Genomic DNA, 12,613 nt, shown 5'->3' with positions numbered 1-12,613 from the left:
TAACTGTAATAAATACAGTTAGTATGAAGGGACGGGATATAGTGATAAAAATAAAAAATGTAACAAAAAAGATTGGATCTCGAGTTATATTAGATAATATTAATTTGGATATAGAAAGAGGTTCATTTGTAGTTTTAATCGGTCCAAGTGGATGTGGAAAAACTACTACATTAAAAATGATTAATAAGTTGATTAAACCTACTAGTGGAGATATCTTTATTGATGATAAGGCTATTTCAAAAGAGGATACCATACAGTTAAGGAGAAGGATAGGTTATGTAATTCAAAATACAGGACTTTTTCCACATCTAACAATTAGAGAGAATATAGAATTAATTCCAAAGTTGAAAAAAGAAAACTTAGAAGAGATTCAAAAGAAAACAATAGACTTATTAGGAATGGTAGGATTAGATCCAGAAGAATATCTTGATAAGTATCCATCACAATTAAGTGGAGGACAGCAACAAAGAGTTGGAGTTGCAAGAGCCTTTGCAACAGATTCTGAAATCATATTAATGGACGAGCCTTTTAGCGCTTTAGATCCAATTACAAGAAACTCTCTTCAAGAAGAACTATTCACACTTCAACAAGATCTAAAAAAGACTATCATATTCGTAACTCATGATATGGATGAGGCTATAAAGCTAGCTGATAAGATATGTATCATGGATGGAGGTAAGGTAGCACAGTACGATACTCCAGAAAATATCTTGAAAAATCCAGCCAATGATTTCATAAAAGATTTTATAGGAACTAAGAAAATATGGGATACACCTGAGTACATAAAGGCGAAGGATATTATGATAAAAGACCCAGTTCGTGTATCACCTTCTAGAAATATATTACAGGCAATAGAAATGATGAAGTCAAATAAAGTTGATAGTTTATTAGTTGTAGACAAAGATAATACCTTAATAGGACTAGCAACCTTAAAAGAAATAAGAAGAAGCATCCCATTAGATACAAAACTTAGAGATGTAATGGAAGAAGATATTGTATCAGTTAATGAAGAAGATAACCTAGTGGATATATTGTCTCTTATCAATGAACATTCATATGGGTATTTACCTGTAGTAAATGAAAATAAAAAGCTAACAGGCCTTGTAACTAGAAGTAGTTTAATCTCAGTACTTAGTGAACAGTACTTAGAAGAGGAGGTCATAGATAATGAGTAATTTTATATCATTTATATTTGAAAGAAAAGAGCAAATATTATCATTATTGATGGATCACATGTTACTTACTGTGGTTGCCATAATATTTGCTATTATTATAGGAATTCCATTAGGAATATTAATTAGTAACGTAAAGACTTTAAGAAAGCCTATATTAGGGTTAATTAATTTACTTCAAGCAGTACCATCAATGGCATTGTTAGGTTTATTAATACCTATACTTGGAATAGGAAGTCTACCAGCTGTTACTATGGTTGTTATGTATTCGCTATTACCAATAGTTAAGAATACTTTTACAGCCTTAACTAATATTGATGAAAATATATTAGAAGCAGCTAGAGGAATGGGATTAACTAACTCACAAACAATGCTAAAAATAAAGCTACCAATGTCACTACCAGTAATAATGTCAGGTGTTAGAATATCTGCAGTTACTGCTGTTGGACTGATGACCTTAGCAGCATTTATAGGAGCCGGAGGTTTAGGGTACTTAGTATTCTCAGGAGTACAAACTGTAAATAATAATATGATATTAGCTGGAGCAATTCCAGCATGTCTATTAGCATTAGTAATAGATTTTATCTTTAGTAAAATTGAGATTGCTGTTACGCCTAAGGGATTAGATACAAGTAATAAAAAAGGAAATTCAATAGTTCTTAAAGTTATTGGGGCAGTATTAGCTGTGATTTTAATATTTACTGGGATATCAAAAATAATAGACAGCAATAAAGAATCAATAGTAATAGCTTCAAAAAATTATACAGAACAACTTATACTTGGGAATATGATTGCAGATTTATTAGAAGATAAAACTGATTTTAATATAGAAAGAAAGCTTAATCTTGGCGGAAGTTCAGTAGTAGCATCTGCAATAGAAAGTGGAGAGGTAGATTTGTATGTAGATTATACAGGTACACTACTCCTTAATATTCTAAATGAGCCATTAATTAAAGATAAGGATGAAGCTTATAAAAGAAGTAAGGAATTAATGGAAGAGAGATACAAGGTAACTTTATTAGAACCCTTAGGATTTAATAATACTTATACTATTGCAACTAGAAAAGATATTGCAGAAAAGTATGGCCTAAGTAAAATTTCAGACTTAAATAAATATAATGGAGAGTTTACAATGAGTCCAACTATGGAATTCCAGAATAGAGATGATGGACTTCCAGGCTTAACAGAAGTATATGGAACTAAGTATAAGGCTGTTAAAGCAATGGATGGAAGTTTACGTTACTCAGCCTTAGAAAATGATGACTCTCAGCTTATAGATGCCTTCTCAACAGAAGGATTACTAAAAGCTTTTGATTTAAAAGTATTAGAGGATGACAAGAATTTCTTCCCACCATATAATGCAATACCAGTTATTAGAATGGAAACATTAGAAAAATATCCAGAGATAGATGATGTATTATCCTTACTATATGGAAGACTTACAGAAGAAATAATGATTGATCTTAATTATAAGGTAGATAAATTAAGTATGAGCCCAGAGGATGTGGCAAGGGATTATTTAATTTCAGAAGGATTAATTGAAAAATAGAAATTTATATAATAATGAAGCTAAGGTAATAATATTAGGGCCTTAGCTTCATTATATTTATGTTATAAATTTATTTAATCTATATCATATATTTTAGTAGTTAAAAATAAACATATTAAATCTATATGAAAAAATAAAAATTACTAGTTATAGAAAGAGTTAAGTATGTTATACTTAGTATGTATCTTTATATGAAAGAGAGGCTATAAGAAATATGAAAGAAATCTATATTGTTGATAGAATTGAAGGGGAATATGTGGTGCTAGAAGCTCCTAATGGGGATATTCTAAATATAGAAAAAGCACTTGTAGCTATTGGGGTAAATGAAGGAGATTGTTTAATAAAAGAAGCTAACTACTTTAAAATAGATAAAGAAGAGACAATTAAAAGAAAAGAGAGTATTTCGACTATGATGAAAGGAATGTGGGCGGATTAATGAATGAAAAAGAGCAAGAATTTAATGAGGAAATTGTAGAAATAGAAGATGTAACAAGTGAAGAAGATAATAGTGAAGGTTTAAGCGATGAAACTTTAGTTAGTACGGGGGAAACTAAAGTTAAAAAGAAACAAAATATTTTTTTTGAATGGGTATTACCAATAGCCCTAGCTTTTGCTATAGCTCTACTAATTAAACAATTTTTAATCTTTAAGGTATACATTCCATCAGGGTCAATGATTCCGACTTTAAATGAGGGGGACCATTTATTTGTAAGTAGAGTGTATAATCTTGACAATATAAAACGTGGTGATATACTTGTGTTTTATTCAGAAGAGCTAAATGATACACTTATTAAAAGAGTGATAGGATTACCAGGGGATAATATAGAAATTAAAGATGGTAAGGTATCAGTAAATGGGGAAGAAATAAATCAAGACTATGTTAAAAATGAAGATCAATCCTATGGGGAATTTAATGTACCAGAAGGAAAGTATTTCTTCTTAGGAGATAATAGACCAATTTCATTTGACTCAAGAAAATGGAACAATCCATATATAGATGGAAAAGATATTAAGGCAAAAGCTCAAATAAAGGTATATCCATTTAGTGATTTTGGCAGCATTAAATGATAAAAAGTTATACAGACGGAAGAGGTGGATATAATGGAACAGAAAGATCCTAAAAAAAGTAAATCATCCTTTTGGACCTATTTTCTAATAGTATTTGCAATATTATTAATGGTCACATATGCAAAGGATTCATATTTAAATAAAGAAATAATGTATTCTAAGTTTTTAAGTATGGTAGAGAATAAAGAAATATCAAAGTTAGTAATAGCAAATGATAATATTTTAATTACACCAAAAGAAGGAACTGAATACGAAGGTAAAATATTATATACTGCAAATTTACATGATGATAAATTAATTCAAGAGCTTAAAGAATCGAAGGAAATAGAATTTGTTGGTAAGAATCCTAAAGAATCAATTATTATGAATTTTCTAATGAGTATAGGATTACCATTAGTACTATTCTTCTTCATGTGGAAGTTCTTATTTTCCAAGATGTCAGGAAAGATTGGCGGAGGAATGGGTTCTATAGGTAAGAATAATGCTAAGGTTTATGTAGAAAATGAAATAGGCATTACATTTAAAGATGTAGCAGGGCAAGAAGAGGCAAAAGAATCTCTTGAAGAAGTAATTGATTTCCTAAACTGTCCAGCTAAGTATACAGAAATTGGTGCTAAGTTACCTAAGGGAGCACTTCTAGTAGGACCTCCAGGTACAGGTAAAACACTTATTGCAAAGGCAGTTGCCGGAGAAGCTAAGGTTCCTTTCTTCTCACTATCAGGATCAAGCTTTGTAGAAATGTTTGTAGGTGTTGGAGCATCAAGGGTTAGAGAGTTATTTAAAGATGCAGAGCAAAAAGCTCCTTGTATAATCTTTATAGATGAAATAGATGCAATTGGTAAAAGCAGAGATAGCCAACTTCAAGGTAATGATGAGAGAGAGCAAACATTAAATCAATTATTATCTGAAATGGATGGATTTGATTCATCTAAGGGGATAGTTATTTTGGCAGCAACTAATAGACCAGAAATCTTAGATAAAGCCCTATTAAGGCCAGGTAGGTTTGATAGAAGAATTATAGTTGATAGACCTGACTTTATAGGAAGAGAAGCTATACTTAGAGTTCATGCTAAGAGTGTATGCTTAGATGCAGAAGTTGATTTGAAAGAAATAGCTAAGGGAACTCCTGGTGCAGTAGGAGCAGATCTTGCAAATATTATAAATGAAGGTGCTTTAAGAGCTGTTAAGCATGGCAGGAAACAAGTATTACAAGAAGATTTAAGAGAAGCAGTAGAAGTAATTATTGCTGGTAAAGAAAAGAAGGATAGAATTCTTTCAGATAAAGAAAAGAGAGCTGTTGCATTCCATGAGGTTGGACACGCACTTGTGGCTGCCTTATTAGAAGGAACAGATCCAGTTCATAAAATAACAATAGTACCTAGAACTATGGGGGCACTAGGATATACAATGCAGCTTCCAGAAGAAGAAAAATACTTAGTATCTAAAGAAGAGCTTATGAACCAAATAACAGTAATGCTTGGTGGTAGATCGGCTGAGGAAGAAGTATTTAACTTAGTATCAACAGGCGCTTCTAATGACATAGAAAGAGCTACTCAAAGTGCTAGAAGTATGATTACTATGTATGGTATGAGTGAAAGATTTGATATGATGGGCTTAGAATCTATGCAGAATAGATACTTAGATGGTAGAGCAGTAAGAAATTGTAGTGAACAAACTTCAACTTTAATTGATGAAGAGATACTAAAGGTTATTAAAGAAGCTCATAATAAGGCTAGAACTTTATTAAGAGAAAATAGAGACTTATTAGATAAAATATCTGAACTTCTTCTTGAAAAGGAAACATTATTTGGTGATGAATTTATGGATATAGTTTGTGAGAAGTATCCTGAGCTTAAAAAGAAGGAAAAGAAAGATTTTGATGAATTAGCAATAACTGAAGAGAGTGTTGAGCTAATAGAAGAAATCAAAACTAAGGAAGTAAATGAAGAAAGTGCAGAAACAGTAGAAATTGAAAAATAATATATAAGCATAGCTCTTTTTAGAGCTATGCTTTGTCACTTAACAGGAGGTGCTATTTTGAATAAAGATTTAGAATTTTTAATGGAAGAAGGTAAACTAGAGGATACCATAAAAATATTAAATGATGAAATACTTAACTATGTAGGTAAAAGAAAATATATAACAGATTATATTATTGATTATAGAAAGAAGTTTATCGAAGAATATAGAGATGATGAGGATAAGGTTATAGACTATTTTGACCATGAGAATTATGTAAAGGAAGAAGCTTTTAGAACTATAGATAAAAGACTTAAGGAATTTACAATACTAAAAGAATCTCCATACTTTGGGAAAATAACATTTACTGAGGAAGATGAAGGGGCGGAGGAGTTATATATAGGTAGATTTGGTTTGACTCCAGAAGAAACCTATGAGCCAATAATAGTAGATTGGAGAGCACCAGTTGCATCTTTATTTTATAAAGGAACTTTAGGTGAATCTACTTATACATCTCCAAATGGAGAAATAGGTGCAAATTTACTAGGTAGAAGACAGTTAATTGTTAAGAAGGGTGAATTGAAGGGGATATTCGATTCTGCTATAGACGTAAAGGATGAAATTCTTCAAATGGTTTTAACATCTAATTCTGGAGAGAAGTTAAAAGATATAGTAATGACTATTCAAGAAGAGCAAGATGAGATAATTAGAGCACCAAAGGAAAAGGTAGTTGTAGTTAATGGAGTTGCAGGGTCAGGAAAGACTACAATAGCCCTGCATAGAGTTTCATACCTTCTATATAATCATAGAAAGCAATTTGGAGATAAGGTTTTAATACTAGGTCCAAATGATATATTTATGGATTATATTGCACAAGTTCTACCTACCCTAGGTGAAGGTGGAGTTAATCAAATGACATTCCAAAATTTTGCTATATCAGAAATAGGATTAGATGAGCCAGTAAAAGGTTTTTCTGAATATATAGATGAGGCAATGAGTGGAAATGAGGAAGCATTAGAGGAATATAAATATAAGAGTTCTAATAAGTTTGCTGAATTCTTAGAAGAAACTACAGATAAGATGAATGATGATTATTTTGAAGTTAAGCCTGTAATATTCTTTGATGAAGAAATAGTCGGGATAAATGAGATAAAAGAACTATTCACTAAGCATTACGGGTATATGCCTTTATTTAGACGTAGTGAAAAAATAAAGAGAATATTAATATCTAAAATAAAGGATAAGAGAGATGAACTTGTAAGAGAGTTAAATACTGAAATAAGTGAAAAGTTAAAGTCTTTATCCGAGGATGAATTAGAAATAGAAAAAAGCAATATAGAATTTAGAAGAAGGATAAGAGTAAGAGAAATAGTAAGAGGGGTTATGAATGCAAGAGATGAACTAGATAAGTGGATTAACCATGAAGATACTGTTTCATTGTATAAGAAAATAACAAATACTAAAGCCTTAGGTTATATGGATCTTGCAGGAATACTATACTTAATGGTAAAGCTTGATGGTAAGAAGTGCAAGAGTGAAATAAAGCATATTGTAATAGATGAAGCTCAAGACTATAATATGACTCAATTTAAATTGATAAAAGAGCTTACAGGTTGTAAGAGTTATACTATAGTTGGGGATAGTAATCAAAGGTTAATTACTACAGATGAGAAACCAGCAATGTTATCATTAAATGAAGTCTTTGGTAAAGATGTGGAGGCCTTTAGTTTACTAAAAAGTTATAGATCAACTCAAGAGATTATGGAATATGCCAGCCAATTCTTAGATGAGGATAAGATAATACCTTTAGTAAGATCAGGTGAGCCTGTCTTAGAGGAAGAAACTACTTCTATAGAGGATACAGTTGAGACAATAACTTCAATAATCGAGGATTATGAAGAAGAAGGCCTAGAAAGTATTGCAATAATAACAAAAGATAAAGAAAACTTAAGTAAGATATCTAACTTACTTAAGGAAAAGACTAAGGTACTTACTTTTGATAGAGAAGATATGTTATACAAGGGTGGAAATGTATTACTGCCAGCTTATTATGCAAAAGGATTAGAATTTGATGGAGTTATTTTATTAGATAATTTCGAAAACACACCTAATCTTGTTAAGTATATAATGTGTACAAGAGCCCTTCATAGGCTATCTATAATAAAGACTAAATAGTAGTGAGTAAAGAAAAATGAGCTTGTGTGATATACACAAGCTCATTTTATTAAATATATTTACTTATTTTAGCTAAGGTTTCATCATATAAAGAATCAACAAGGTTAAAATTCATGGAATCAATATAATAAGATTCAAGATCGTCATGAAGTATATGAGCATTGGTTATACAGGATAAAGCTTTATTAACAAGAGAATCAAATTGAGATTTATCAAATTCAATTTCACTAACCTTTGAGTTGAGAGTAGTTTTATTACATAAATTCTTCATATCATATTCAATTCCATTATAGTTTAATCTACTTATTTCATTTGAGGTGAATACACCTGTAGATATCTCAGGTATAAGGATATTTTCAATTCGTTCAGGGATAAATGGGTCATGTAAGTACTCTACAAAATAGCCATTCTTTTGTGCCTCTGAACCTAAGGCTTTTAGAACATCGCTTTTACCAAGTCCAGGACCGCCTTTTAGTACATATAGGCTATCAATATTAGAAGATAGCTCCATATTATATGTGATAACACCATTAGGGGTAAAAGCAGTACTAAATAGATGACGATCACTACCGAAACCAGCCTTTGCTGAAGTTAAAATTTTTGAGTTAAGTTCGCTAATCAATGAATTTAATTTATAAGGGTTTAAAGATTCACTATTTAAAGAACTCCAATCTTCATGAACCCCCTTTGCAGCTCCTAAAAATTTATAAGCTCTTTTAAAGTTTTTACCTATCTCTTTATTTATGGTGATAATTTCTTTTTTATTCTTTGCCAAAGAATCTGCATCTAAGGCAACACCTAAATTTAAAATTTCATCTACAGCACCAGGGCTAATAGGGTCAACAACATGGGGAGAGGTACCGTCAAGTAGAGCCACTTTAAGTTCTTTTATAACAATACCATCAAGGGATTCGTTATCAGAAGAGCAATGGTGATGTTCAATGGAATAGCCTAAGTCACTAAAATGAGAGCTTACTTTCTTCATGAAAGAAGATTTTCCTGTGCCGGGACCTCCTTTAAGGCAAATTATTCTATTTGCATCTTCTTGGGATAAAATATACCTATAAAAAGAATAAAATCCTTTAGTGGTATTACCTCCAGGGAATAAATGTCTTAGGTTAGAATTATTCATTTTAATCAGCTCCTATATTCAAACTAGTATATTATATGTAAATTTTATAAATGGTGATATGAAAAAATATGAATATATGCATGAGTATTATGCATAAAGTATACAGAAGAGGAGTAAAGAAATGATGAAAAACTACTGAAAATACGCTATTAAGTTACAATAAATTTAATGGAAGTGGAAAAACTTTAAAAAATGTAGAAAAAGGTGTTGCATAAATATAACTGTATGATGTATAATTATGCTATAGTAAAGAAAAGGAAAGCTTTAGGAAGAAAAAAGGGGGATATATATAATGAAAAAAGGATTATTAAAAAAGATATTTGCAGTAGCTATGATTGGGGTTATGTCACTTTCTTTAATGGCATGTGGTAATAAGGAAGAAGAGGACATGCTATCAAAGATAAAAAAGGATGGAAAGATTACAGTTGGTATGAGTATAGATTATGCTCCATATGAATTCTATGTTATGGAAAATGGAGAAAAGAAGATGACAGGCTTAGACATAGAAGTAGTTAAGGAAATAGCTAAAGATCTTGGGGTAGATTATAAGATTGAAGAAATGGAATTTGCTACAATTTGTGAATCAGTTAAGAATGGTATGATAAATATAGGTGTATCTGGTTTAACACCAACTGACGAAAGAAAAGAAATTATAGATTTCTCAGATTCTTACTTAGCAGCAGAACAAGGGATATTAATAAATAAGAAGGATGCTGGTAAGATAAAAAGCTTAAAGGACTTAAAGGGATTAAAAGTTGGAGCTCAAAATGGTTCTATACAAGCACAAATTGCTGAAGGAATTGAAGGTGGAGCAGATTTAAAATTCCTTGCAGAAGTACCAACACTAATTCAAGATTTAAGAGCTGGAAATTTAGATGCAGTTATTGTTGAATTACCAGTTGCAGATATACAAGCAGTAGTTAATACAGAATTAGCAGTAGCTGAAGAAAAGGTTGAATACGAAGAAGGTGGAAATGCTATTGGAGTTCCAAAGGGACAAGAAGCATTATTAAAAGAAATTAATAAGACATTAAAGAGATTACAAGATGAAGGAAAGATAGATCAATACTATAAAGATGCAGTAAATAAGAGTAAAGATGAAGTTACTGCTGAATAGTAGAATTAGAAGGAGTCTCTTATAACTTTAAGAGACTCTTTACTTTGATAATAGGGAGGAAACCATGAATAATTTAAGTTTTAAATTTTTAGAAAAATATTATCCTGTTTTTATCGAGGGGATAAAGTGGACACTATTAGTATCATTTTTAACTGTATGTTTAGGTGTATTAATAGGATCAATTCTATGCTGGATGAAGAAGTCTAAAATATCAATATTTAAAGTTCCAGTATTTAAGATGATTGCAGTTGCATACATAGAATTAATAAGGGGAACTCCACTATTATTACAAATATTTATAGTATACTTTGGACTTAATAGCTTTGGAATAAAGTTAGATGCTTTAGTTTCTTGTATAATTGCATTATCTATAAATTCATCTGCCTATGTGGCAGAAATAATTAGAGGTGGAATTGATTCTGTTGATAAGGGGCAAATGGAAGCAGCAAGAAGTTTAGGTATGAATGAAATGATGGCTATGAAGAATATCATAGTTCCTCAAGCAATAAAAACAATATTACCAGCTATAGGTAATGAATTTGTTGCAGTAATAAAAGAATCATCAATGGCTTCTACTATAGGTGTAGCAGAGATAATGTATGGCGCTAAGCTTGTAACAGGGGCAACATATAGAAGTTTCGAGCCTTTAATAGTAGCAGCAGTTTGTTATTTCATACTTACATTTTCATTAGGTAGATTAATGGCATATTTAGAAAGGAGGTTGAGAGCAAGTGATTCACGTTAATAATTTGCATAAGAGCTTTGGAAAAAATGATGTATTAAAGGGAATAGATGAACACATAAAAAAAGGAGAAGTGGTGGTTGTAATAGGGCCATCAGGATCTGGTAAATCAACTTTTTTAAGATGTCTTAACCTATTAGAAGAGCCAACATCAGGTGAGATAATATTTGAAGGTAATAATATTACTGATAAGAAAATGGATATAAATAAACTTAGAGAGAAGATGGGGATGGTATTCCAACAATTCAACCTTTTTCCACACAAGTCAGTAATAGATAATATAACTCTTGCCCCAATAAAAGTTAAGGGAATGAAGCAAGAAAATGCAAAGGCTAAGGCAATGGATCTATTAAAGATGGTAGGGTTAGTTGAAAAGGCAGATGCATATCCTGCCTCATTATCAGGAGGGCAGAAGCAAAGAATAGCAATAGCTAGAGCACTTGCTATGGAACCAGATGTAATGTTGTTCGATGAACCAACATCTGCCTTAGACCCAGAAATGGTTGGAGAAGTTTTAAGTGTAATGAAAGATCTTGCAAAGGGTGGAATGACCATGGTAGTTGTTACACATGAAATGGGATTTGCAAAGGAAGTTGGAGATAGAATTCTATTTATGGATGGTGGGAAAATTGTTGAGCAAGGAGCCCCAAGTGAATTGTTTAATAATCCTAAAAATTCTAGAACAATAGATTTTTTATCAAAGGTACTTTAATAGAAATAAAAAAAATCTAACGCAATTTAGAAGCGTTAGATTTTTTGTTTTATTAGTAAATTAAGTTGCTAGCGCCACCGATTAACGCAGCAACTATGATAAAGATTAAGATTAGTAAAATAGCGTATATAACAACTATAACAATAACTGGAATCCAGTTGATTCCACCGTTGGCACGTAATCTTCTACTTAAATCCTCTTTGCTCATGTTTGGAATTGCATTTTTAATTCCAGTAATCTTTTTTATACAATTCTTAATATATAATTGATTAGCCAATAGACCAGAGCCAATCATAACAGCTAAAGAGATTAAAGAGTTTAGACCACTTAAATCAAATATTACTGAGGTAAATATACTTGAAAGAATTGATATACCAAATATAATACCAGCTATACCATACATTTTTCTATAGGCAAACCATATAAGGCCAAAGAAGAATGCCGGCCAGTTCCAAGAAATAAATTTATCATTTTCTTGATATCTAGTCCATTTCTCCATATAGAACTCAGTTTTCTTATCTCCAATAAAATCCATCATTTCATTTGGAGTAACACCATACATATCTGCATATTCATCAGTGCTTGAAGTAGATGAATATTCGTCATATCCATAGGAATTGATTTCTTGAGGTTGATACTGATTAGTATTACTATAATTTGTATTTGTTTCTGAATTATTAGTTGCATTAGATGGACAAGATGGATTAGTACAAACACTATTTAAATTTAACTCTTGTCCGCATTTTGAGCAAAACATTATAAATTCCCCCTTATAGTTTAATATAATTATAACAAGATAATTATATTATAAAAATAGAAAAAAATGTATTATATTTTTATAAAAGTAAAAACTTATTTAAATAAGAAAATGGACTGTATCGGATTGGGCTAGTACTGCTTAGTATTATTGTGATTTGTATTTGATTCTGAATTAGTTTAAGTAATAAAAAAGGAAGCTAAGCTTCCTTTTAATTTATTTTAGATATA

General features: G+C 30.9%; 11 protein-coding genes. 9 read left to right on the top strand and 2 right to left on the bottom strand.

What is annotated here, in order from left to right; translation table 11 throughout:
- Positions 1–41 precede the first annotated feature (41 nt).
- From ACSYT2_RS17110 to ACSYT2_RS17085, 6 genes are all read left to right on the top strand, one after another.
- The gene (locus ACSYT2_RS17110) at positions 42–1,175 is read left to right on the top strand and encodes a betaine/proline/choline family ABC transporter ATP-binding protein (RefSeq protein ID WP_430857050.1); all 1,134 of its coding nucleotides are present in this window, start codon (positions 42–44) and stop codon (positions 1,173–1,175) included.
- Complete coding sequence (locus ACSYT2_RS17105) at positions 1,168–2,721, top strand: ABC transporter permease/substrate-binding protein (RefSeq protein WP_430856952.1); 1,554 nt, start codon at positions 1,168–1,170, stop codon at positions 2,719–2,721. The genes ACSYT2_RS17110 and ACSYT2_RS17105 overlap by 8 nt, the downstream gene beginning before the upstream one ends.
- A 214-nt stretch (positions 2,722–2,935) precedes the next feature.
- Positions 2,936–3,157 (top strand): DUF3006 domain-containing protein, encoded by a 222-nt coding sequence (locus ACSYT2_RS17100; RefSeq protein WP_430856951.1) that lies wholly within the window; start codon positions 2,936–2,938, stop codon positions 3,155–3,157.
- Positions 3,157–3,789: a signal peptidase I gene (gene lepB / locus ACSYT2_RS17095; protein WP_438385269.1), complete on the top strand. Its 633-nt coding sequence runs from the start codon at positions 3,157–3,159 to the stop codon at positions 3,787–3,789. The genes ACSYT2_RS17100 and lepB overlap by 1 nt, the downstream gene beginning before the upstream one ends.
- Positions 3,790–3,822: 33 nt before the next feature.
- On the top strand, positions 3,823–5,769 hold the full coding sequence (gene ftsH / locus ACSYT2_RS17090) for an ATP-dependent zinc metalloprotease FtsH (protein WP_438385268.1): 1,947 nt from the start codon (positions 3,823–3,825) through the stop codon (positions 5,767–5,769).
- Positions 5,770–5,826: 57 nt separating this feature from the next.
- On the top strand, positions 5,827–7,923 hold the full coding sequence (locus ACSYT2_RS17085) for a HelD family protein (RefSeq protein WP_438385267.1): 2,097 nt from the start codon (positions 5,827–5,829) through the stop codon (positions 7,921–7,923).
- Positions 7,924–7,972: 49 nt separating this feature from the next.
- On the opposite strand, the gene ACSYT2_RS17080 is transcribed toward ACSYT2_RS17085, so the two are convergent.
- A complete protein-coding gene (locus ACSYT2_RS17080; protein WP_438385266.1) occupies positions 7,973–9,055 on the bottom strand; it encodes a PRK06851 family protein in 1,083 nt (360 codons plus the stop codon).
- A gap of 292 nt (positions 9,056–9,347) precedes the next feature.
- Between ACSYT2_RS17080 and ACSYT2_RS17075 the strand changes: the two genes are divergently transcribed.
- From ACSYT2_RS17075 to ACSYT2_RS17065, 3 genes are all read left to right on the top strand, one after another.
- Positions 9,348–10,172, top strand: coding sequence for a transporter substrate-binding domain-containing protein (locus tag ACSYT2_RS17075; RefSeq protein ID WP_438385265.1), 825 nt, complete (start codon positions 9,348–9,350; stop codon positions 10,170–10,172).
- A gap of 64 nt (positions 10,173–10,236) precedes the next feature.
- The gene (locus ACSYT2_RS17070) at positions 10,237–10,917 is read left to right on the top strand and encodes an amino acid ABC transporter permease (protein ID WP_430856945.1); all 681 of its coding nucleotides are present in this window, start codon (positions 10,237–10,239) and stop codon (positions 10,915–10,917) included.
- Positions 10,904–11,626, top strand: coding sequence for an amino acid ABC transporter ATP-binding protein (locus ACSYT2_RS17065; RefSeq protein WP_430856944.1), 723 nt, complete (start codon positions 10,904–10,906; stop codon positions 11,624–11,626). Before ACSYT2_RS17070 ends, ACSYT2_RS17065 begins: the two co-directional genes overlap by 14 nt.
- Before the next feature lie 52 nt (positions 11,627–11,678).
- Here ACSYT2_RS17065 and ACSYT2_RS17060 read toward each other — a convergent pair whose 3' ends face one another.
- The gene (locus ACSYT2_RS17060) at positions 11,679–12,383 is read right to left on the bottom strand and encodes a DUF2628 domain-containing protein (protein ID WP_430856943.1); all 705 of its coding nucleotides are present in this window, start codon (positions 12,381–12,383) and stop codon (positions 11,679–11,681) included.
- Positions 12,384–12,613 lie beyond the last annotated feature (230 nt).

Source organism: Clostridium zhoujianii, assembly GCF_051590805.1.
Taxonomy (GTDB): Bacteria; Bacillota; Clostridia; order Clostridiales; family Clostridiaceae; genus Clostridium.
Note: the sequence above shows the minus strand (reverse complement) of the source record. Positions and strands in the feature narration are given on the sequence as shown.